This is a genomic window from Actinokineospora sp. NBRC 105648 (genome assembly GCF_030269645.1).
Taxonomy (GTDB): Bacteria; Actinomycetota; Actinomycetes; order Mycobacteriales; family Pseudonocardiaceae; genus Actinokineospora.
In genome coordinates this window covers 53,205-75,668 of the sequence record NZ_BSTR01000020.1, presented here as the reverse complement: position 1 = coordinate 75,668, position 22,464 = coordinate 53,205, and the positions used below count along the sequence as shown (strand labels likewise).

Below are 22,464 nucleotides of genomic sequence, written 5' to 3'. Positions count from 1 at the left end.
GAGGTTGCCAGGTCTGTTGTTAACCGCGCTGCTCGCACTTGCGCTTTTCGTAGTGTGTGTTGTCGCTATCGGTATCTTGTTGGGATGGCTTTCCGGGGTTCGGCTACTCCCATTGCGCGCTGGTGTGGTCACGCCGGAGCGGCTCTACGACCTCGCCAGGACTACCGTCACGGTGGGAACCTTGGCGGCAGGCGTGTTCGCCGTGGTGTATGCGTATCGCAAGCAGCGGATCGACGAGGCGTCGAGCTTCCGCGCGGATGCCGAGCAGTTCAACAAGCGCTATCAGGATGCCGCGGTTCAACTGGGCCACGAGCGGGGCGCGGTGCGCTTGGCGGGTGTGTACGCGATGGGTCGTCTCGCCGATGACTGGGGCGAGGCGAGGGAGATGTGCGTCGATCTGCTCTGCGCTTACCTGCGGACCCCGTACAGGTCGTCGGCCGGGCACGACGACGAATCGCTCGTCCGCGCGACCATCTTCGACCTGATCCGCGCGCACACGGTCGATCCGGACGATCCGGCGAGTTGGTCCGGTATGGATTTCGACTTCAGGGGTGGCACCTTCGACCAGTTCAGTCTCGCCGGGGGGAACTTCAGGGGCGAGGTGAACTTTTCCGATGCGGTCTTCACGGGGATGCATCGCAGGCCGGAGGGTAGGAACTACGGGTGGTTCGGTTTCGAAAACTGCACGTTCGAGGGGGACGTTTCATTCTTCCAGGCGCGATGTGACGGTGGCATCATGTGTTTCGACCAGGCCAGGTTCGCTGCTGTGGTCCACTGGGGAGGCAGTGTCTTCAACAATTTCAACCTGTTCTTCAGGGGCAGTGTGTTCGAGGGCGGCCGAGTCTACTTCGGTGGCAGCATTTTCTGTCAGACGTCCGACGGGCGCAGTCTGGGTAATGTGAACTTCGATCGGGCTGTGGTGCGGGAAGCTGCGATCGTGTTCAACGCGGTCGAACTCGTGGGTCGAGTTCTCCTGAATCTCAAGGGCATGGTGATGGGTGCTGGCGATTGCACGCTTCGACTGTGTTTCAGTGCTGTCAGAAATGATTCCGAGATGCGTCCGAGAGTTTTCGTCCCGGCCCGGCTGGGGCGCCACCCGGGGTTCTCGTGGGAAGCGTCATTCGTGAGTGCTCCGACAGCCAGGGTGGCGCGTGTACTGTCTGGCGCGCGAGTGGGCGAGTCCGGCACGTGACGGGATGTGCCCGGGGTCTCGCTTGATCAACTTGTGACCGCGGGCGGTGGTGGCGTGGCAACCTGATCCGTGGTGCCGCGTCCTTTCCGGTGGAGTGGGACAATCCGGGAGCAGGCCCGGTGGAGGGACACGGTGTTCGTGAGGCGTCAGGCTGGGGGACTCGGATGAGCTACGGACAGGGTCCCGAGCGGCCCGGGTACAACCCGACGCGGAAGATGGCGCAGCCGCACCAGGAGCAGTTCGGCCGGTCGCGGGACCAGCGGCCCAACGACCCCCGGCAGGGCGGTCCCCGGCAGGGCGATCCCCGTCGCGGCGACCCCCGGCAGGGCGATCCGCGTCGCGGTGATCCTCGGCAAGGTGACCCTCGGCAAGGTGACCCGCGGCAAGGCGAGTTCCGGCACGGCGACCCCCGGGCCAACGACCCCCGGGCCAACGACCCCCGGCAGCGCGACCCGCGCCAGGGCGATCCGCGGGACCCGCGCGGTTTCGGCGGTCCGCCGCCGCCGCGCCGCAAGCGCCGGGGCAAGCGGATCGCGCTGACCGTCCTCATCGTCATCGTGGGTCTGGTGGCCGGTCTGTGGATCTACCTGGAGACCTCGCTGAACCGGGTCGCCGCCCTCACCGACTACGAGGGCAGGCCCGCCGCGGGCTCGGGCACCAACTGGCTGATCGTCGGCTCCGACAGCCGCGAGGACCTCTCCGCCGAGGACGAGGCGCGGCTGGCCACCGGTGACGCCAAGGGCAAGCGCACCGACACGATCATGCTGATGCACCTGCCGGACAACAGCACCAAGCCCACCCTGGTCTCGCTGCTGCGCGACTCCTACGTGGACATCCCGGGCAAGGGCAAGAACAAGCTCAACGCCTCCTTCGCCTTCGGTGGCGCGCCGCTGCTGGCCAAGACCGTGGAGCTCAACACCGGGCTGCGCCTGGACCACTACGTGGAGATCGGCTTCGGCGGCTTCGCCGACGTGGTCGACGCCGTCGGCGGGGTCGAGATGTGCCTGCCCAACCCGATCGACGATCCGCTCGCGGGCATCAACCTCCAGGCCGGTTGCCAGGAGCTCGACGGCGCCAACGCGCTCGGTTACGTCCGCACCCGCAAGGGGCCGCGGGCCGATCTCGACCGGGTGATCCGCCAGCGCGAGTTCATCGGCGCGCTCACCGACAAGGCCACCAGCTTCGGCACCCTGGTCAACCCGTTCCGGCTGTTCCCGCTGCTGGGTGCCGCGCCCGCCGCGGTCACCGTCGACGAGGGCGACCACCTGCACAACCTGCCCAGCCTCGCGCTGGCCATGGGCGCGGGCGACGGGCTGACCACCACCACGGTCCCGTTCGGTGGCGCCAAGTCTGTGAAAAACATCGGCTCGGTGATCGTGTGGGACGACGCGAAGGCCAAGCGGCTCTTCGACGCCCTGCGTACCGACGTCGCGGTGCCCGCGGACGTGATCGTCGCGGCGCCCAAGTAGACCGTTCGGCGGCACGGCGGTGGCCTGCCCGGACCTGGTGTGGTGACGCGCTGTTGCCCTAGTCTCGCCGTCGGCGACCGAGACCCGGTCGCCGGCAAGGAGGAACAGTGAAGTCCCTGCTCATCCGGGGTTTGGTCACCGCCGCGCTGGTCGCCGGTGCCGCGGTCGCCGTCCCGGGCGTCGCGTCCGCCGACAACCCGCCGAAGGTGACGAAGGGCCCGTGCCAGTACACGGAGACCCCCGAGGACCCGGCGGCCCGGCCGGTCGGCCTGCCCCGCGATCCCCGGCACACCCCGAACCGCGGCACGGTGAAGGTGGAGCTGCCCACGTCCCAGGGCCGCATCGGGCTCACCCTCGACCGCGCGAAGGCGCCGTGCACGGTGCAGAGCTTCCTGCACCTGGCCGAGCACCGGTTCTACGACCTGACCACCTGCCACCGGCTGACCGCCTACCCGACCCTCAAGGTCCTGCAGTGCGGCGACCCCAAGGGCAACGGCGAGGGCGGCCCCGGCTACAAGTACAAGGACGAGCTGCCGACCGACCTGCCGCCGTGGCCGGGCGACACCACCGGCACCCGCAAGCTCTACGCCCGCGGCCTGCTGGCCATGGCGAACGCGGGCCCGGCCACCAACGGGAGCCAGTTCTTCCTGGTATACGGCGATTCCCGGCTGCTGGCCAACTACACGGTGTTCGGCAGCGTGGACACCGCGGGCCTGGCGACCCTGGACAAGGTCGCCGCGGCGGGCATCGTGCCCACGGCCGAGGACCCGGCACCGGTCGACGGCACCCCGGTGAAGACTACCAAGATCCTCCGGGTCCGCGTGGCCTGCTGACCCACACCGCCAAGGGGGCCGCGTTCCGCACCGGGACGCGGCCCCTTGTCTGTCCCGGGAACCCACACCCCTGGCACTTCCGCGTTGTCAGGACTTGACCGGATGAGTGGCGACAAGCGGCCAGACCGGCCGATACCGGTCACAGGCGAAGCGGTGCTGGTGGCGTTACTCCCCGTCGCCGGCGGGGTGGTTCGTTCCCTGGAGCGGGCGGCCGATGCGGCGGGGCTCAGGATGTTGCCAGGACCGCCGGGTCGAGGTAGCCGGGGTCGTGGGCGGCGCGGGCGGGGAACGGCTCGTCCGGGTCGTGCTCTTCCTCTTCCTCCGCGAGCCGGTCCACGAGGTCGAAGAAGCCCTGCTCGACGGGACGCAGGCTCGCGACCACTCCCGTCAGATCCCGCTCGCGCACGAAGCGCGCCCCGTCCCGGCCGGCCGACAGCACCGACAGCCACGCCCCGTCCGGCGTGAGCAGGCTGCCGCTGGTCTCCGCCCAGAACAGGACGGTCTGCTCCGCGGCGGCGTGCACGCCCGCGCCCGCGAGCATCAGCAGGGCCGTGTGCACGCTTTCCTTGTCGTAGCCGAGGAAGAACAGGTACGCCTCCAGGGCGCCGTCGCGATAGCGGAGCAGGGTGGCCGTGCCGGAGTCGGCGGCGTCGACCTGGTCGGCGAAGAACTCGCGTGGTGTCCGGCCGGTGGGCAGGTCCGACCAGGCCGCGGGCTGGTCGCCGTCCCAGTACCAGCCGTCGAACATCCGGTCGGGGTTGGTGATCACCTCGGGGCCGGGCACCGAGCTGAGCCAGACGTCGAAGGCCGCCCGGCTCAGCTCGATCCGGGCGGCGACCATGAAGCTGTCCGACACGACATCCTCCAGACTCGGGGAACGCGCGCAGACTAGCGGCCTGCCGGGGCGCCTGGGCACCCGGCAGGCCGTGGGCCTAAGCCGTCTTGGACTGCTTCTCCCGCAACACTTCCAGCGCGCGGTCGGCGTGCACGTTGAAGCGCAGCTCGCTCTTGACCGCCTCGAGCACGGTGCCGTCGGTGTCGATGACGAAGGTCTTGCGCTTGGTCAGCAGCGGGCCGAACTTGCGCCGCACCTCGAACTTCTTGGCCACCGCGCCGTCGGGGTCCGACAGGAGCGGGTAGTCGAACGAGTGCATCGTGGAGAACTGCGCCTGCTTGTCCACCGCGTCCGGGCTGATGCCGATCCGGTGGGCGCCGACCGCGGCGAACTCCGCCGCCAGGTCGCGGAAGTGGCAGCTCTCCGCAGTGCAGCCGCCGGTCATCGCGGCCGGGTAGAAGAACAGCACGACCGGGCCGGTCGCCAAGAACTCGGACAGGCTGCGGTCGGCGCCCGTCTCGTCCTTGAGGGTGAAGTCCTCGACGTGGTCTCCTGGCTTCATGCGGGTGCTCCTCGTTTCCTCGGCGGCAGCGGGAAGAACCCGCTGGTCCGCGCCACGTAGTCGGCGTAGCCGGGACGGCTCGACGACAGGTGCTTCTCGGTCAGGGGTTTGCCGGTGCCCTTGGCCAGCATGAAGGTCATCAGCACCGGCGACAGGACGGTGGCCGCGCCCAGCCACGACGAGCAAGCGACCAGGTAGAGCCCCCACCACACACAGGCGTCGCCGAAGTAGTTGGGGTGGCGGGTGTAGCGCCACAGGCCAGTGTCGAGGACCGTGCCCTTGTTCGCCGGGTCGGCGCTGAACCGGCTGAGCTGCCAGTCACCCACCGACTCGAAGACGAAGCCGGTCAGCCACACCGCGATACCCGCGTAGGCGATCGGTCCGAACGTCGAGTACTGCGCCACCTGCACCGGCAGCGACACGAACCACATGATCGCGCCCTGGGGGAGGAACACGACCCGGGCCATGTGCGCCAGCGGGCTGCCCTTGGCGTCGGCGAGGATCTTGACGTAGCGCCGGTCCTCCGGCTTGCCCCGGTTGCGCCGGTGCAGGTGCACGGCCAACCGGACGCCCCACACGACCGGCAGCACCGTCGCGACCAGGCGGACCGCCAAGTCTCCTGTGGACAGTGCAAAGGTGACGATCGCGATGACCGCGAAGCCCAGGCCCCACACCGTGTCGATGGTGTCGAACTTGCCGCGCCGCACGCTGATCGCGAAGGTGATGGCGAGCACCACCACGACCGCCACCAGGGTGGCCGCCAGGTTGAGCAGCAGGCTCACGCCTTCTCCAGCAGTTCGGCGCGGGTGCGCGGCAGGCCGGACGAACCGGTCGCGGTCGGTCGGACCGCGAGGATCTGGTCGACGCCCATCCGGTTCTCCCGGAACGCGCCCGCGCTGCCCACCATGTAGAGCCGCCACACCCGGAACTGCTGCTCGCCCGCCAGCGCGACCAGCTCGTCGCGGTTGCGCTCGAGCGTGCGCGCCCAGGCCTCGATGGTCCACACGTAGTGCTCGCGCAGCGCCTCGACGTCGCGGACCTCGAGCCCGGCGTCGGTCAGCAGGTCGATGGTCTGGCCGACCGGGCGCATGTTCATGTCCGGGGCGATGTAGGTCTCGATGAACGCCCCGCCGCCCTGGGCGACCGCGCCGCGTGACATCTGCTGCAGCAGCAGGCGGCCCTCGGGCTTGAGCATCCGGTACAGCGTCGCCGCGTACACCGGGTAGTTGCCCGCGCCCACGTGCTCGCCCATCTCCAGGGTGCCGATGGCGTCGAACGGCGGGTCGTCGAGCTCGCGGTAGTCCTGCAGCCGCACCTCGACCTGGTCGGTGAGGCCCTCGGCCTTCACCCGGTCGAGGATGAACTTGCGCTGCTCCTTGGACAGGGTGATGCCGGTGACGTGCACGCCGTAGTACTTCGCCGCGTGCACCGAGAGCGAGCCCCACCCGCAGCCCGCGTCGAGCATCCGCATCCCGGGCCGCAGGCCGAGCTTGGCGCACACCAGGTCGAGCTTGTCGCGCTGGGCGTCCTCGACGGTGTACTCGGGATCCGCGGAGGTCCAGTAGCCGCACGAGTAAGCCATCTGCGGGTCGAGCACGCGCTCGTAGAAGGCGTTGGACAGGTCGTAGTGGTGCGCGATGGCGGCGCGGTCGCGGGCCTTGGTGTGCTCCTGGCCGGACAGCCGCGCCTCCTCGGCGGGTGGCCGCGGTCGTGGGCCGACCACGCCGAGCCGGACGGCCTTGGCGAAGAGCCCCGCCTTGTCCCGCAGGGCCAGCTTCGGGCGGCTGATCTTGTTCTCCCTGGTCAGCTCCCAGAACAGGGCCAACGCCTCGCCCAGGTCGCCCTCGACGTCGAGGTCGCCGCTGACGTACGCGCGCGCCAGGCCCAGCTCGTTCGGGTCCCACAGCAGGCGGCGGAGCGCTCGACGGGACCTGATCACGCCCACCGGCCCGCCGTGCGGGCCCGCCTCGCTGCCGTCCCAGGCGCGCAGGCGGATCGGCAGGGGCGCGCCGAGGACGCGCTCGACGACCTCGGCCAGGGTGTTCGCGATTGGGGTGGATCCGGCCACCGCGCGGCTCCGATCGTCGGGGGACAAGGTCATGGGTCATTCGCCGCCACCGCGGGTGGGGATGGGCGGGCCCGATCAGATTGTCGGCCGTCGGCTGCCTCCCCGCGCGGGGAGGCACTAGTGCTTCGACCGGATCCGCGAGCCGAAGCGTGACCGGCGATCACCCTCGGTGGAATCATCAGGGCGGTGGACACCATCGCGCCCCCCGTCGCCCCGCCCGCCACGCGGCTCGCCAAGGTCGCGACCGAGGTCTTCTCGCCCGCTGTCGTCGTCCTGATCCTGCCGCTGGCGGTCGCCTGGGTGGCCACCGGGCACGATCCGGCGGCCACAGTCCTCTGGGGCTTGGTCGTCGCGGTGTTCTCCAGCGTGCTGCCGATGGCTTTCATCATCCGCGGCGCCCGCGCGGGGCGGTGGGACGGCCACCACGTGCGCGACCGCGAGCACCGTTTCCTGCCGCTGCTGGTCGGTTTGGCCTCGACCGCCGTCGGCATCACCATCCAGGTCCTAGCCGACGCGCCGCGCGACGTGCTCGCGCTGTCCCTGTCGATGTTCGCCACGCTGGTGGTCTGCATCGCGATCACCACCGCCTGGAAGATCTCGCTGCACGCGGCCGTGGCCGGGGGAGCGGTGGCCATGACCACCCTGCTCTACGGTCAGTGGGCACTGCTCCTGCTGGCCCCGCTAGCCCTGGTCTGCTGGTCCAGGGTGGTGCTGACCGACCACACCGCCGCCCAGGTGGTGGTCGGGGTGCTGGTCGGCCCGCTAGTCGGCGGGGCGGTGTTCCTGCTGATCCGCTGATGACTGCGTGAACACGCCTGGTCACGTACGGTGTCCTCGGTGGTGGCCGCGCGTTCAACTCCTGGTCGCCGCTGTACCGGAGGCTCCACTGGACAGCGTTACCCGGCGAGGAGGAGCGGCGCATGCGGACGCACTGGCGAGGACACGCACGGCTGGTCACGGCGGCACTCTCGGCGCTCGCGCTGGCCGGGGGCGCGCTGCCCGCGGCGGCCGCGGCGGCGCCGGGGGTGGTGATCAACGAGGTCGAGTCCAACGGCGGCTCGCCGGGTGACTGGGTCGAGCTGGTCAACACCTCGGCCGCGGCGGTCGACGTGTCCGGCTGGGTCGTCAAGGACAACGACAACTCGCACGCGTTCACCATCGCCTCGGGCACGTCGGTGGCCCCGGGCGGGTACCTGGTGGTCGACGTCGACCCGGTCTACGGCCTCGGCAGCGCGGACTCGGCGCGGCTGTACCGGTCGTCCACCCTGGTGGACTCCTACACCTGGAGCGCGCACGCGACCACGACGTACGGCCGGTGCGCCGACGGCGTCGGGGCGTTCGCCACGACCACCACCCCGACCAGGGGCGCCGCGAACGCGTGCCCGGTCACCACCTCCGCCTGGCCGGGCGACGCCGCGGTCACCACCGCGGACGCCTCGAACGTGTTCGGCACCAACCTCAGCGGCCTGTCCTACCAGGGCACGGGGGTGGTGTGGGCGGTGAAGAACGGCCCCGGCACGCTCTACCGGCTCGTGCCCAACGGCAGCGCGTGGCGCCCCGACACCACGGGCGGCTGGGCGTCGGGCAAGGTGCTGCACTACGCCAACGGCTCCGGCGACCCCGACGCCGAAGGCGTGGTCGCCACCCCCGACGGGCTGGTCGTGGCCACCGAGCGCGACAACAGCGGCGGCGGCAGCGCGCTCAAGGTCCTCCGCTACGACGGCACCTCCTCGGCGTCCACCCTGAACGCGACCGCCGAGTGGAACCTCACCGCCGACCTGCCGTCGGTGGCGGCCAACAGCGGGCTCGAGGCCATCTCGTGGGTGCCGGACTCGTTCCTCACCGCTCGCGGCTTCCGCGACGAGCACACCGGCGCGGCGTACAACCCGAGCACCTACGCCGGCCACGGCACCGGCCTCTACCTGGTCGGTCTCGAGGCCAACGGCACCGTCTACGCCTACGCCCTCAACCAGTCCGGCACCTCCTACACCAGGGTCGCCACCGTCGCGAGCGGCTTCAGCGGTGTGATGGACCTGGAGTTCGACCCCGCGTCCGGGCACCTGTGGGCCGTCTGCGACAACACCTGCCAGGGCCGCTCGGCCACCCTCGACGTCAACGCCCAGGGCAAGTTCGCCGTCACCGCGGTGTACAACCGGCCGACCGGGATGTCCGACTACAACAACGAGGGCTTCGCCATCGCGCCGCAGGCGGCGTGCGTGAGCGGGCGCAAGCCGGTCCTGTGGGCCGACGACGACAACGACGGTGGTCACGCGCTCCGCGCGGGCACCCTGAACTGCGCCACCGCCCGGTAACCGTCCGACCGGACTCTCCTCAAGTGTGATTTCCCATTATTTCGCCGCGCGGGTGGGCCTTCCCCCGCGCGGCGATTTAATGGGTATCGCCACTTAATTGCGCGCACATTCCCCTCCCGTAGGTGCTCAGGGAGGGTGATCCGTGGTGGCCGCAATTCACGACCCTGCTCGCGGTCGCCACGCCCGCGGTAGTGCCGTGGGCGCGATAAAGGAGAGTTTCGATGAATTACAGGTATTCGACGCGTGCGTTGGCGGTGGCGGGCGTGGTGGCGGGCGCCGCGCTGGTCGCCGCGGTGGTGCCCGCCACCGCAGCGCCCGCCGAGGGCGTGGTCCGCGGCGCGGGCGCGCCCGGCTCGGTCTCGGGCAGCTACATCGTGGTGCTCAAGGACACCGCTCAGGCGAACCAGGTCGACGCGGTCTCCGCCGACCTGGCGGGCCGCTACGGCGGCCAGCGCAAGCTCACCTACTCGGCGACCATCCGCGGCTTCTCCGTGGCGATGTCGGAGACCCAGGCCAAGCGGCTCGCCGCCGACCCGCAGGTCGCCTACGTCGAGCAGGACGGGACCGCGCGCGCCGTCGGCGAGCAGCCAAACCCGACCTGGGGCCTGGACCGGATCGACCAGCGCGCCCTGCCGGTGGACAACAAGTACGCCTACCCCAACGACGGTGACGGCGCGACCGTGTACGTCGTGGACACCGGCGTGTACCGCGGTCACTCGGACTTCGGCGGCCGGGTCACCTCGGGCCGCGACTTCATCGACAACGACGCCGACGCCTCGGACTGCCACGGCCACGGCACGCACGTCGCGGGCACCGTCGGCAGCGCCACCTACGGCGTGGCGAAGAAGGTCAAGATCGTCGCGGTGCGGGTGCTGGACTGCCAGAGCTCCGGCCAGTGGTCGCAGATCATCGGCGGCTTCGACTGGGTCGCGGCCAACGCGGGCGCCAACTCGGTGATGACCGCGAGCCTGGGCGGCAGCAGCAACTCCTCGGTCGACGACGCGGTGGCCAAGGTCGTGGCCAAGGGCATCACCTCGACCATCGCCGCGGGCAACAACAACGGCGACGCCTGCCAGACCAGCCCGGCCCGCACGCCCAACGCGATCACCGTGGGCGCCACCGACAACGCCGACAAGCGGTCGCTGTGGACCAACGGCCAGGGCTCGAACTACGGCACCTGCGTCGACCTGTTCGCCCCCGGCACCAACATCACCTCGACGCTGCAGAACGGCGGGTCCGGCCAGATGTCGGGCACCTCGATGGCCACCCCGCACGTCGCGGGCGCCGCGGCGCTGTACCTGACCGCCAAGCCGGGCAGCACGCCCGCTCAGGTCACCCAGGGCCTGCTGGCGGCCACCACCCCGGACAAGGTCACCGACCCCAAGGGCTCGCCGAACAAGCTGCTCTACGTCAAGGAATTCGGCACCGGCCCGAACCCGGGCACCTGCGCCCCGCAGACCAGCTCCGGCGCCGTCTCGATCCCGGACGCGGGCTCGGCGGACTCCCCGGTGACCATGGCCAACTGCACCGGCAACGCCTCGGCGTCCACCACGGTCAAGGTCGACATCGACCACACCTTCACCGCGGACCTGGCCGTCGACCTGGTCGGCCCGTCCGGCGCGGTGTTCAACCTGCGCCCCTCCGGCGGCCTCGGCGACGCCGCGGGCATCCACACCAGCTACACCGTCGACGCCTCGGGTGAGCAGAAGAACGGCACCTGGAAGCTGCGGGTGAGCGACGTCTACCGCTTCGACACCGGCGCCATCACCTCTTGGACGCTGACCCCGTGACCACCGCGAAGTCCACAGTGGAGAGACCAACCATGTTCAGGAACAAGCGTTCCACGCGCGCCGCCGCGGTGGTGATGGGCGTGGCGCTGACCGCGCTCGCCGCCGTCACGGTCGCCAACGCGGCACCGATCGAGACCGGCAACCGGACCGCGGCCACCTTCGAGGGCGACACCCCGTCGCCACCGCCGGGTGACGCCTCCGCGTTCATCTACAAGGGCCAGGACGCCACGCTGTCGGAGTACCCGCCGGTGATCGCGGCGCTGCGCGCGGGCGGTGTCCGCCCCAAGGGCCAGTCGTGCACCGGTTCCGTGGTGGGCAAGCGCTCCATCGTCATCGCGGCGCACTGCAACGGCCTGGAGGGCACCAAGACCTTCAACTACGGCCTCGACGACCTCAACGTCGGCACCGGCACCACGCTGACGGTGAAGTCCTACGAGGTGCACCCGCGCTACGTCAACTTCGACCAGGGCTACGACGTCGCGGTGGTCACCACCAACGAGGACATCCCGCTCTCGCCGGACAAGTGGGCCAAGTTCGCCACCTCGGCCGACGCGGGCGTCTGGAAGATCGGTGACCAGGGCCTGAGCCTGGGCTACGGCAAGAAGACGCACGAGGACAGCCCGGCGGACGTCTCGCTGGACAAGCAGAGCTTCCCGATCGTCGACGGCGCGAGCGTGTGCCAGGGCGTCGGCGCGGGCTTCAAGGCCGCGACCATGATCTGCGCGGGCTACCCCGACGGGCGCACCACGATCCTGCCCGGCGACAGCGGCGGACCGCTGGTCGTCAACGGCAAGCTGGTGGGCCTGGCGTCCTGGAGCCGGTCGGACTTCAAGTGGTACGGCATCTGGAGCAGGCTCGACAACGACATGGGCGACTGGGTCAAGGAGAAGGTCGGCACGACCCAGCCCGCCGAGTTCGGTCTCGCGGTCAACCCGACGTCGGTCCGGGTCGAGGCGGGGTCGAGCAACTCCGTCGCGGTCAACACGACCGCGGGCGCCTCGCCCGAGGACGTGGCTCTCTCCGCCTCGGGTCTGCCCTCCGGGGTGGAGGCGGTGTTCCAGCCGGGCTCGATCAAGACCGGCGAGGGCGCGAAGCTCTCGTTCAGCGCGGCCGCGGGCACGCCGGACGGCACCTACACGGTGACCGTCACCGGCAAGACGGCGTCGGCGACCAAGCAGGCGCCGGTGTCGCTGACCGTGGGCAAGGGCGGCGGTCCCGGCGGCGAGTTCGGCCTGGGCGTCAGCCCGGCGGCGGTGAAGGTGGACCCGGGCAAGTCGGTGTCCACCAACGTGACCAGTGAGGTCGTCGGCGGCGCTTCCGCCGAGATCACCCTGTCGGCTTCGGGTCTGCCCTCGGGCGCCGAGGCGGTGTTCCAGCCCTCGACGATCACCTCCGGGCGGACCGGCAAGCTGACGATCACCACCACGGCGAGCACGCCGAAGGGCGAGTACCGGGTGACTGTCACCGGTACCTCGGGCTCGGTCAGCAAGCAGGCCGTGCTGACGGTGACCGTCGGTGATGGTGGGCAGCAGCCGGGTGGGCTCACGGTGGCGCTCTCGCCCGCCTCGGGCAGCATCCAGCCCGGCGGTGCCCTGTTCCCGAACATCCGGGTGACCGGGGCGACCGGGTCGGTCACGCTGTCGACCAGCGGGGTGCCCGCCGGGGTGACGGCGCAGCTGGTGCCCGCCACGATCAGCGGGAACCAGAGCTCCATGCTGTTCCTGAACGCGTCGTTCTCGGCCGCGCCGGGGACGTACAAGATCAGGGTCACCGCTACCGGGGGCGGGAAGTCCGGGTTCGCGGACTACACGCTCACGGTGGGGTCGCGCTAGCGGGGTCGCGGCTGGGCCGGGTGGGAGGTGCAGGCTCCTGCCCGGCCCCTTCCCTTGCTCGTGTTCCTGCTTCGTGTGTTCCGCTTCCCTTGGGTGGCATGGGTTCTGCTTCCCCTTGGGTGGCGTGGGTTTTGCTTCCCTCGGGTGGCCTGGGTTCTGCTTCCCCTACGCCAAGTGTGACTACGGGCGGGAAGCGGTTGTCAAGGCGGGAGAGATGCCTTGACAACCGCCTCCCGCCCGTGTTTTGGGCTGCGTATGGGATGCAGGGGCGGGAGTGGTCAGCGGGGGGAGCGGGGGCGGCGGGTTGGAGTTGGTGGGGTGGGGGTGGTGGTTGCTCGTGGGGTGAGTTGGTCGGGCTGGGTTGGGGGACGGGCTGGGTTGGGACAGGCCAAGTGGGGACGAGCTGGGTCGGGACAGGCCAAGTGGGGATGAGCTGGGTCGGGACAGGTCGGGCCGGGACAAAGCTGGGTCGGGACAGGTCGGGCTGAGTCAGGCAGAGGTGAGTCAGGCCGAGCCGGCCGGGCTGAGCGGGTGAGCCGAGGTGAGCCGGGCATGGCGCTGTGAGCTGGGCGCCCCGGGCCGGGCTGGGGTGAGCCAGCCGACCTGAGCCGAGCCGGGGCGCTGCTGGAGCCGGCCGGAGTCTAGTCGGGTGGGGGAGTGGATTCGGCCACGAAGGCCGCTCTGGAGCGGAGGCCTAGTTTGCGCATCGCCTTGGCCACGTGGTGTTCGACGGTTCTGGAGGAGAGGTAGAGCTCTTCGGCGATCTGGCGGTTGGTCCTGCCTGCCGCCACCATGCCGACCACCTCGCGTTCGCGTGGGGACAGGTCGTCGCCGTAGCTCTTGCGGCCGCGTGGGGTGCCTTGGCGGAAGCGGCGGGCCATGTGCCTGCACCTGGCCTCGTCCCTGGTGGCGCCGAGGCGGGCGAAGGTGGTGGTGGCCAGGGTCAGTTGCGCGGTGGCGGTGGCCGTGTCGTCGGCCTCCAGGGCCGCTCTGGCGGCCGCCTCGTGGGCGGTCGCGCCGGTGTGGGGTTGGGGGAGGGCGTCGTAGCGTTCCGCCGCGCGGGCGAAGTGGGTCGAGGCGGCGGCGTGGTTGTTGGTGGCGGTGTCGAGGATTCCTTGGCACAGCTGGGCTCCGGCGGCGGCCAGTGGGGCGTCGCGGCCGTGGATGCCCTCCTCGAACTCGACCACCAGGTGCCGTGCGTCGTCCAGCCTGCCCGCGCGGACCAGGGCCCTGGTCGCCTGCGGGGCCAGGTCCGAGGCCCATACCCAGACCCCCTTGCGCCGCACCTGGGCCATCGCCCGGTCGGCGAGCACGGCCGCCGCCGCGACGTCGCCGCGGCTCAGGGAGATCGCGACGCGGCAGGCGGCGGCGGAGATCGAGACCGGGGCGTTCTCCGGGGCGGCGGCCAGCGCGTCGTCCACGTGCCGTTCGGCCTGGTCGCGGTCGTCGCGGGCGAGGGCCAGCCAGGCCAGCGCGAGCCAGGCGTCCACGGCCAGGTACGGCATGTCGCCCGCCTGCTCGATCAGCAGGTCGGCCGCCTGCGGGAGGGTGTCCCACCGGCCGGTCTGCACGTCGAGGCGCAGCGCCGTGCCGGTGGCCAGCAGGGACAGGAACGGCACGTCGGCGTCGGCCAGCAGGGCGCCGCCGGTGCGCAGGTACTCGCGGGCCTTGCCGTAGTGGCCGGTCCACGCGGTGGCGTCGGCGAGGTTGTTGTACGCGCGGCTGAGCTGGCGGCGGATCCGGGACGAGCGGCCCGCCTCCGGCAGCGCGGTGACCGCCGCCCACATCGCCGGGTCGGCCAGCTGGGCCAGGGCGGTCACCTCGTTGGCCCGCACCGAGGCGATCAGTTCGGGGTCTCGCACGGTATCCAGCGCGCGCAGCGCCTCGGCCAGCCAGCCCAGGTGGAACTCGACCGGGCGCGTGCCGAAGCTGGGCAGGCTCAGCGCGGCCATCCCGCGCATCGCCAGCGCGGGGCGGTCGCGCAGGTCCAGCACGGCCATCTCGATCTCGTTCTGGCCCAGCTCGATCCGGCCGACCTGGTTGATCAGCAGCCTGCCCAGGTTCAGCCGCACCTCGCCGCGCGCGGCCCGGCCGAGGGACTCCTCGCGCAGCACCGCCCACAGCCGCTCGACGGTGGTGTCGTGCGCGATCCCGTTCAACGCGACGCGGCTCAGCCGCACCGCGAGGGTGTTCCTCGCCCGGGTGGGCAGGGCGTCGTCGACGAGCGCGTCCTCCAGCAGCTGCAGCGCCAGCGCGGTGTCGCCGACCTCGGTGGCGTGGTCCACCGCGGCCACGGTCTTGCGCGCCCAGTTCGCCAGGTCGCCCGCGCGCCGGTGGTGGTGGGCCAGCCGGACGACCGGGGGATCGGGGCGGGCCGCGAGCAGCTCGGCGGCGCGGGCGTGCAGCCTGCGCCGGGCCGGGCCGGGGATCGAGACGTAGGCGGCCTGGCGGGCCAGGGCGTGGCGAAGCGCGTAGCGGGGTGTCCCGGTGTCGTCGGTCTCGTGCAGCACAGCGGCGCCCAGCGCGCGGATCAGCGCGCTGCCCACCCGGCGCGAGGGCAGGCCGGCGACCGCGGCGATGTCCTGCTCGGTGGCGGGCATGTCCAGCACGGCGGCGGCGTGCACCACCGCGGCCACGGTCGGCCCGAGCCGGGCGAGGCGGTCGGACATGGTGTCGCGCAACAGGACCGGGATGTCGACCAGGTCGAGCAGGCGTGGTCGCGGCGCGGCGCCCGCGTCCCGGACCTCGCGCAGGACCTCCTCGATCACGAACGGGATGCCCGCGGTGCGGTGGTGCAGCTCCACGGCGAAGTCCTGCGGCACCTGGGCCGTGCCGAGCAGGTCGGCGGCCAGCGTGCCGACCGGTCCCGGTCCCAGCGGGCGCAGCCGCAGCAGCGAGTTGCGGCCGTCGGCCAGCAGCCGGTAGCCCGAGCCGGGCAGCAGCGTCGCGCCGCCGACCCGGTGCTCCTCGCGGCGGTAGCTCAGCACGGCCGACAGCTCGGCGGTCGGCTGCCCGGCCAGGAAGCGCAGCAGGTCGTGGGTCCCCTCGTCGGCCCAGTGCAGGTCCTCCACCACCAGCAGCGTCGGCCCGAGCGCGGCGAGCAGCTCGCGCACCGCGCGGAACACCCGGTGCCGGTCGACCGCCGCGTCGCCGCGCTCCGGCTCCGGCGGCAGCAGCGGCGCGAGCTCGGGCAGCAGCGGGCGCAGCGCGCCGGTGACCGCGGGCAGCGCCCCGGCGACCCGGTCGAGCCGGGACCCGGCCTCGCGCAGGATGTCGACCACCGGGCCGTACGGCAGCGGGGTGCGCATCGGTTGGCAGGCACCGAAGAGCACCGTGCGGTCGGCCACCTGCGGCAGCCGCAGCAGCTCCCGGATCAGCCGGGTCTTGCCCACCCCCGCCTCGCCCTCGAGCAGCACCACCGCGGGCGGCCGCGCGACGGTGCCCGCGAGTTCGGCCAACTCGGTGGCCCGGCCGACGAATATCGACGTCGGCATTCGCACCGGGGGGAGTTCTGGTTGCGCCACGATCGCACGTTACCGGCGCGGATCCCGACTGAGAAGGGCACGTTTTACCGGGAGTTCGACTTTGAATGGGTACACCCACAAATAGCGCGCGCCATTCACTCGACTTCGCCGCTGCCGCATGGTTGTGCCGAGCGGTGTCCCCTTTCCCTGCCCTGTCGCCGCTCTACGAGGGAGTCCAAGAATGATGAGTCGGAGAACAGGCCTGGCCGCGCTCGCGGTGGGTCTCACGTGCGCCGGGCTGGCCGTCGCGGTCCCCGCGGGCGCGGCCGCCCCCGCGGTCGGGACGGTGGTGCAGGCCAAGCAGCACTACGCGGGCCAGTACATCGTGGTGCTCAAGGACGCGGCCGCGAGCGCCGCCGCCGTCGACACGACCTCCCGGTCGCTGGTGAGCACCTACGGCGGCACGATCGCCTCCACCTACAAGGTCACCACCCGCGGCTACTCGGTGCACGGCATGACCGAGGACCAGGCCCGCAGGCTCGCCGCCGACCCGGCCGTGCGCACCGTCTACCAGGACGGCACCATGCGCGGCGCCGAGGTGCAGACCAACCCGACCTGGGGCATCGACCGGGTCGACCAGCGGGACACGACCCTGGACCGCAAGTACGAGTACAACGCCACCGGCGAGGGCGTGACCGTCTACAGCGTCGACAGCGGCGTCCGGATCTCGCACCAGGACTTCGAGGGCCGGGCCAAGTCCGGTTACGACTTCCTGGACAAGGACAACGACGCCTCCGACTGCAACGGCCACGGCACGCACACCTCGGGCACCGCGGTCAGCAAGACCTACGGCGTGGCCAAGAAGGCCAAGCTCGTCGCGCTGCGGGTGCTCGGCTGCGACAACAACGGTCCGGACTCGCTGCTCAGCGACGCGGTCGAGTGGATCACCGCGAACGGCGTCAAGCCCGCCGTGGTCAACATCAGCATCGGCCAGTTCGAGACCGGCATCGGCGATGAGCAGATCCAGGCCTCGATCCGAGCGGGCTTCAACTACGCCGTCGCCGCGGGTAACAACAACGGTGCCAGCGCGTGCGACTACAGCCCGGCCCGGGTCCCCGAGGCGATCACCGTCGCCTCGATCGACCAGGGCGACCGCCGGTCGAGCTTCTCCAACATCGGCACCTGCGTCGACATCTACGCCCCCGGCGGCAACATCACCTCGCTGTCCTACTCCAGCGACACCGGCACCGCGGGCAACTCCGGTACCTCCATGGCCACCCCGCACGTCGCGGGCGCGGTCGCGCTGTACCTGCAGGGCCACCCGAACGCGACCCCGGCCGAGGTGACCAAGGCCATCACCGACCTGGCCACCCCCGGCAAGGTGACCGACCCGGGCACCGGTTCGCCGAACAAGCTGCTCTACACCAAGGACATCACCGCGACCCCGGGCCCCGGCCCGGACCCGACGTGCGCCAAGCAGACCAACGGCGCCGACGTGGCCGTCCCGGACGCGGGTGCCGCGGCGACCAGCCCGATCACGGTCTCCGGCTGCTCGGGCAACGCCTCGGCCACCGCCTCGGTGGAGGTCGCCATCGCGCACCCCTACCGCGGCGACCTCGCGGTGGACCTGATCGCCCCCGACGGCACCAGCTACCCGCTCAAGGCGGCCTCGGCGGGCGACCCCGCCGACGACGTGCGGGCCACCTTCACGGTGAACCTGTCCAGTGAGGCGAAGAACGGCACCTGGAAGCTCAGCGTGCGTGACCTCTACCGGTTCGACTCGGGCACCATCGACACCTGGTCCCTCACGGTCTGACCGCGCTGCGCCGGACTGCCCGCCCCTGTCCCGGGGGCGGGCAGTCCGCGTTTCTCAGTAGTCCACCCGGCCCGGTCGGGTCCGCCAGGCGGTGAAGGGGGCGGACTCGGTGCCCGTGCGGTGGTGGGTGACGGCCACCGGCCAGGTCTCGCGGGGACGGGCGAGCACGTCGTAGAACTCGCGGTCGTCGAAGCCCGCCTCGGCGGCGTCGTCGCGGTCGGCGGCGTAGACCACCGCGTCCAGCCGGGCCCACAGCGCGGCCGAGAGGCACAGCGGGCAGGGCTCGCAGGAGGACACCAGCACGCAGCCGGCCAGCCGGAAGTCGCCGACGGCGGCGCAGGCCGCCCGGATGGCGACGACCTCGGCGTGGGCGGTCGGGTCGAGGTCCAGGGTCACCCGGTTGACGCCGCGCCCCACGACCTCCTCGCCGCGGACCACCAGCGCGCCGAACGGGCCGCCGCCCTGGGCGACGTTCGCCGTGGCCAGGGCCACGGCCTCGGCCAGCCACCGGGCCGCGGGGACCGCGCCGGTCATCGCAGGGTCCGGCTGCGGCCGCGGAACTCGGCGACGACCTCGTCGCCCCTGGTCACCGTCACGTCGTAGATGCCGCTGCGGCCGTACACCGTGCGCTCGGTCGCGGTGGCCACCAGCTCGTCACCCAGCCGCACCGCGGCGACGAAGGTGATCTCGGCCCCCGCCGCCACGGTCACCGGCCCGTGGCTGTTGCACGCGCAGGCGAAGGCGGTGTCGGCCAGCAGGAACACGTACCCGCCGTGGCCGATGCCGTGGCCGTTGACCATCGTCTCGGTCACCGCCATGCTCACCTCGGCGCGCCCGGGCCCGGCCGAGCGCAGCCGGATGCCCAGCGCGGTCGAGGCGCGGTCGTCGGACAGCATCCTGGTCACCGGTTCCGGGGTCACGCGGACACATGGTAGGCGCGTTACGTCGGACACAAGGTGGTTGCCCTTCCGAAAGTAGGACGTCAAACTATTCCCCTGACGCCCGACCCCTGGAGGTCCCATGTCCGCCGAGCTGTACCGACCGGCGAACCCGGTCCGGTTCGTCACCGCGGCCAGCCTGTTCGACGGGCACGACGCGGCGATCAACATCATGCGCCGCATCCTGCAGTCGCAGGGCGCCGAGGTCGTGCACCTCGGCCACAACCGGTCGGTCCGCGAGGTGGTCACCGCGGCCATCCAGGAGGACGTGCAGGGCGTGGCCATCAGCGCCTACCAGGGCGGGCACGTCGAGTACTTCAGCTACCTGGTCGAGCTGCTGGCCGAGCACGGCGCGGGCCACGTCAAGGTGTTCGGCGGCGGCGGGGGCGTCATCGTCCCCGAGGAGATCCGGCTGCTGCACTCCCGCGGCGTCGCGCGCATCTTCTCCCCGGAGGACGGCCAGACCCTCGGGCTGGCCCGGATGATCAACTCGATGATCGAGGCCTGCGACGTCGACCCCGGTCTGGCCGCCCCGGCGGGCAAGGACGCGCTGCTCGCCGGCGACCACGCCGCGCTCGCCCGCGCGATCACCCAGATCGAGGCGCGCACCCTGTCCGACGAGGTCCGCTCGGCGATCGCCGACACCGCGCGCCCGGTGCCCGTGCTCGGCATCACCGGCACCGGCGGCTCCGGCAAGTCCTCGCTCACCGACGAGCTGGTCCGCAGGCTGCGCCTGGACCAGCAGGACAAGCTGCGGATCGCGGTCATCGCCGTCGACCCCACCCGCCGCCGCGGTGGTGGTGCCCTGCTCGGCGACCGGATCCGGATGAACTCCCTCGACGGCGACCGGGTGTTCTTCCGCTCGCTGGCCACCCGCGGCGCGGGCTCGGAGGTCCCCGAGGGCCTCTCCGACGCCATCGCCGCCGCCAAGGCCGCGGGCAACGACCTGGTGATCGTCGAGACCCCCGGCATCGGCCAGGGCGACGCCGCGATCGTGCCGTTCGTCGACCTCTCGCTGTACGTGATGACGCCGGAGTTCGGCGCCGCCTCGCAGCTGGAGAAGATCGACATGCTGGACTTCGCCGACGTGGTGGCGATCAACAAGTTCGAGCGCCGCGGCGCCGAGGACGCCCGCCGCGACGTCGCCCGCCAGCTGGTGCGCAACCGCGAGGCGTTCGGCCAGTCCTGGGAGGACATGCCGGTCTTCGGCACCAGCGCGGCCACCTTCAACGACGACGGCGTCACCGCGCTCTACCAGGAGCTGCGCACGCTGCTCGCGGCCAAGGGCGTGCCGTTCCACGAGGGCACCCTGCCGCACGTCGAGGGCCGGGTGTCCACCTCGGCGTCCACGATCGTGCCGCCGCAGCGCGCCCGGTACCTCTCCGACATCGCCGAGACCGTCCGCGGCTACCACCGCGCGACCGACGCGCAGGTCGAGGCCGTCCGCGCGCACTCGGCGCTCACCCTGGCGCACAAGGCGCTCGACGCGGCCGGTCTGTCCACTGAGGACATCGACCGGCTGGCCGCCGAGGCCGCGCGCCGGGTCGACCGCGACACCGAGGACCTGCTCGCCCGGTGGCCGGCCACCGTGGAGCAGTACCGGGCCGACGAGCTGGTGGTCAAGGTCCGCGACAAGGAGCTGCACACCCAGCTCTGGCGCGAGACCCTCTCCGGCAACCGCGTTCCCCGCGTCGCGCTGCCCCGCCTGGATGACGACGCCTCGCTGACCCGGTTCCTGCGCAAGGAGAACCTGCCCGGCGGCTTCCCGTTCACCGCGGGTGTCTTCCCGTTCAAGCGCGAGGGCGAGGACCCGGCCCGGATGTTCGCGGGCGAGGGCGACGCGTTCCGCACCAACCGCCGCTTCAAGCTGCTCTCGGCGGGCAACCCGGCCACCCGGCTGTCCACCGCGTTCGACTCGGTCACCCTCTACGGCCGCGACCCCGACACCCCGCCCGACGTCTACGGCAAGATCGGCACCTCGGGGGTGTCCATCGCCTCGCTCGAGGACATGAAGGCGCTCTACGACGGCTTCGACCTGACCTCGCCGACCACCTCGGTGTCGATGACGATCAACGGCCCGGCGCCGACGATCCTGGCCTACTTCCTCAACACCGCCATCGACCAGCGCGTCGACGCGTTCGTCGTGGAGCACAACCGGCAGCCGAGCGCCGAGGAGCACGCGGAGCTGTCCGCGTGGGCGCTGGCCAACGTGCGCGGCACGGTGCAGGCCGACATCCTCAAAGAGGACCAAGGGCAGAACACCTGCATCTTCTCCACCGAGTTCAGCCTGCGGATGATGGCCGACATCCAGGAGTGGTTCATCCGCAACCGGGTGCGCAACTTCTACTCGGTGTCGATCTCCGGCTACCACATCGCCGAGGCCGGGGCGAACCCGATCAGCCAGCTCGCCTTCACCCTGGCCAACGGGTTCACCTACGTCGAGTCGTACCTGGCCCGCGGCATGGACATCGACGACTTCGCGCCGAACCTGTCCTTCTTCTTCTCCAACGGCATGGACGCCGAGTACTCGGTGATCGGCCGGGTCGCCCGCCGGATCTGGGCGGTGGCCATGAAGCAGCGCTACGGCGCGGCGGAGCGGTCGCAGAAGCTCAAGTACCACGTGCAGACCTCGGGCCGCTCGCTGCACGCCCAGGAGATGAACTTCAACGACATCCGCACCACCCTGCAGGCCCTGTGCGCGCTCTACGACAACGCGAACTCCCTGCACACCAACGCCTACGACGAGGCGATCACCACCCCGACCGAGTCCTCGGTGCGCCGCGCGATGGCCATCCAGCTCATCATCAACAAGGAGTGGGGCCTGTCGATGAACGAGAACCCGCTGCAGGGTTCCTTCGTCATCGACGAGCTGACCGACCTGGTCGAGGAGGCCGTGCTCACCGAGTTCGACCGGATCTCCGACCGCGGCGGCGTGCTGGGCGCGATGGAGACCGGCTACCAGCGCGGCCGCATCCAGGACGAGTCGATGCTCTACGAGCACCGCAAGCACGACGGCTCGCTGCCGCTGGTCGGGGTCAACACCTTCCTGCCCACCAAGGGCGAGGAGGACGAGGTCGTCGAGATCGAGCTGGCCCGGGCCACCGAGGACGAGAAGCGCGCGCAGGTCGAGCGCACCCGCGCCTACCAGCAGGCGCACCGCGACGACGCGCAGCAGGCGCTGGCCCGGCTGCGCGAGGTGGCGGGCACCGACGGCAACGTCTTCGACGTGCTGATGGACGCCGCCCGGGTGTGCACGCTCGGGCAGATCACCGAGGCCTTCTTCGAGGTCGGTGGGCAGTACCGCCGGAACGTGTGATCCTGGGCGGTGAGACAACGTGGTCGACGAGGGTGAG

16 protein-coding genes are annotated in these 22,464 nt (G+C 71.3%); 9 read left to right on the top strand and 7 right to left on the bottom strand.

Features of this window, described 5'->3' with window-relative positions; translation table 11 throughout:
- Positions 1–124 precede the first annotated feature (124 nt).
- The 3 genes from QSK30_RS19085 (at position 125) to QSK30_RS19075 (ending at position 3,494) form a co-directional block, all read left to right on the top strand.
- On the top strand, positions 125–1,192 hold the full coding sequence (locus QSK30_RS19085) for a hypothetical protein (RefSeq protein WP_285504530.1): 1,068 nt from the start codon (positions 125–127) through the stop codon (positions 1,190–1,192).
- Positions 1,193–1,356: 164 nt separating this feature from the next.
- The gene (locus QSK30_RS19080) at positions 1,357–2,661 is read left to right on the top strand and encodes an LCP family protein (RefSeq protein WP_285504529.1); all 1,305 of its coding nucleotides are present in this window, start codon (positions 1,357–1,359) and stop codon (positions 2,659–2,661) included.
- Positions 2,662–2,768: 107 nt separating this feature from the next.
- Positions 2,769–3,494 carry a peptidylprolyl isomerase gene (locus tag QSK30_RS19075; RefSeq protein WP_502871852.1) on the top strand — a complete coding sequence of 242 codons (726 nt, stop codon included), beginning with the start codon at positions 2,769–2,771 and terminating at the stop codon, positions 3,492–3,494.
- Positions 3,495–3,720: 226 nt separating this feature from the next.
- Here QSK30_RS19075 and QSK30_RS19070 read toward each other — a convergent pair whose 3' ends face one another.
- The 4 genes from QSK30_RS19070 to QSK30_RS19055 all read right to left on the bottom strand — a co-directional run bounded on the left by QSK30_RS19070 (position 3,721) and on the right by QSK30_RS19055 (position 6,992).
- Positions 3,721–4,350 carry a hypothetical protein gene (locus QSK30_RS19070; RefSeq protein WP_285504528.1) on the bottom strand — a complete coding sequence of 210 codons (630 nt, stop codon included), beginning with the start codon at positions 4,348–4,350 and terminating at the stop codon, positions 3,721–3,723.
- A 76-nt stretch (positions 4,351–4,426) separates the two neighbouring features.
- Positions 4,427–4,891: a peroxiredoxin gene (locus QSK30_RS19065; RefSeq protein WP_285504526.1), complete on the bottom strand. Its 465-nt coding sequence runs from the start codon at positions 4,889–4,891 to the stop codon at positions 4,427–4,429.
- Positions 4,888–5,673: a DUF1295 domain-containing protein gene (locus tag QSK30_RS19060; RefSeq protein ID WP_285504525.1), complete on the bottom strand. Its 786-nt coding sequence runs from the start codon at positions 5,671–5,673 to the stop codon at positions 4,888–4,890. The genes QSK30_RS19065 and QSK30_RS19060 overlap by 4 nt, the downstream gene beginning before the upstream one ends.
- On the bottom strand, positions 5,670–6,992 hold the full coding sequence (locus tag QSK30_RS19055; RefSeq protein WP_285504524.1) for a class I SAM-dependent methyltransferase: 1,323 nt from the start codon (positions 6,990–6,992) through the stop codon (positions 5,670–5,672). The genes QSK30_RS19060 and QSK30_RS19055 overlap by 4 nt, the downstream gene beginning before the upstream one ends.
- 153 nt (positions 6,993–7,145) lie before the next feature.
- Here QSK30_RS19055 and QSK30_RS19050 point away from each other — a divergent pair, with 153 nt between their 5' ends.
- The 4 genes from QSK30_RS19050 (at position 7,146) to QSK30_RS19035 (ending at position 12,893) form a co-directional block, all read left to right on the top strand.
- Entirely contained in the window at positions 7,146–7,757 is a 612-nt protein-coding gene (locus QSK30_RS19050) for a hypothetical protein (RefSeq protein WP_285504522.1), read from the top strand.
- Between the two features lie 122 nt (positions 7,758–7,879).
- Positions 7,880–9,271, top strand: coding sequence for a lamin tail domain-containing protein (locus tag QSK30_RS19045; protein WP_285504521.1), 1,392 nt, complete (start codon positions 7,880–7,882; stop codon positions 9,269–9,271).
- 221 nt (positions 9,272–9,492) lie between these two features.
- Positions 9,493–11,061 (top strand): S8 family peptidase, encoded by a 1,569-nt coding sequence (locus tag QSK30_RS19040; RefSeq protein ID WP_285504519.1) that lies wholly within the window; start codon positions 9,493–9,495, stop codon positions 11,059–11,061.
- A 32-nt stretch (positions 11,062–11,093) separates the two neighbouring features.
- Positions 11,094–12,893, top strand: a complete 1,800-nt coding sequence (locus tag QSK30_RS19035; RefSeq protein ID WP_285504517.1) for a trypsin-like serine protease — start codon at positions 11,094–11,096, stop codon at positions 12,891–12,893.
- A 641-nt stretch (positions 12,894–13,534) separates the two neighbouring features.
- Here QSK30_RS19035 and QSK30_RS19030 read toward each other — a convergent pair.
- Positions 13,535–16,417: an ATP-binding protein gene (locus QSK30_RS19030; RefSeq protein ID WP_285504516.1), complete on the bottom strand. Its 2,883-nt coding sequence runs from the start codon at positions 16,415–16,417 to the stop codon at positions 13,535–13,537.
- Positions 16,418–16,598: 181 nt separating this feature from the next.
- Between QSK30_RS19030 and QSK30_RS19025 the strand changes: the two genes are divergently transcribed.
- A complete protein-coding gene (locus tag QSK30_RS19025; RefSeq protein ID WP_502871851.1) occupies positions 16,599–18,173 on the top strand; it encodes a S8 family serine peptidase in 1,575 nt (524 codons plus the stop codon).
- A 54-nt stretch (positions 18,174–18,227) separates the two neighbouring features.
- On the opposite strand, the gene QSK30_RS19020 is transcribed toward QSK30_RS19025, so the two are convergent.
- Both QSK30_RS19020 and paaI read right to left on the bottom strand, forming a co-directional pair.
- Entirely contained in the window at positions 18,228–18,707 is a 480-nt protein-coding gene (locus tag QSK30_RS19020; protein WP_285504512.1) for a nucleoside deaminase, read from the bottom strand.
- Entirely contained in the window at positions 18,704–19,069 is a 366-nt protein-coding gene (gene paaI, locus QSK30_RS19015; protein ID WP_285504604.1) for a hydroxyphenylacetyl-CoA thioesterase PaaI, read from the bottom strand. Before paaI ends, QSK30_RS19020 begins: the two co-directional genes overlap by 4 nt.
- A gap of 124 nt (positions 19,070–19,193) precedes the next feature.
- On the opposite strand from paaI, the gene icmF reads away from it, so the two are divergent.
- On the top strand, positions 19,194–22,427 hold the full coding sequence (icmF, locus tag QSK30_RS19010; protein ID WP_285504510.1) for a fused isobutyryl-CoA mutase/GTPase IcmF: 3,234 nt from the start codon (positions 19,194–19,196) through the stop codon (positions 22,425–22,427).
- Positions 22,428–22,464 lie beyond the last annotated feature (37 nt).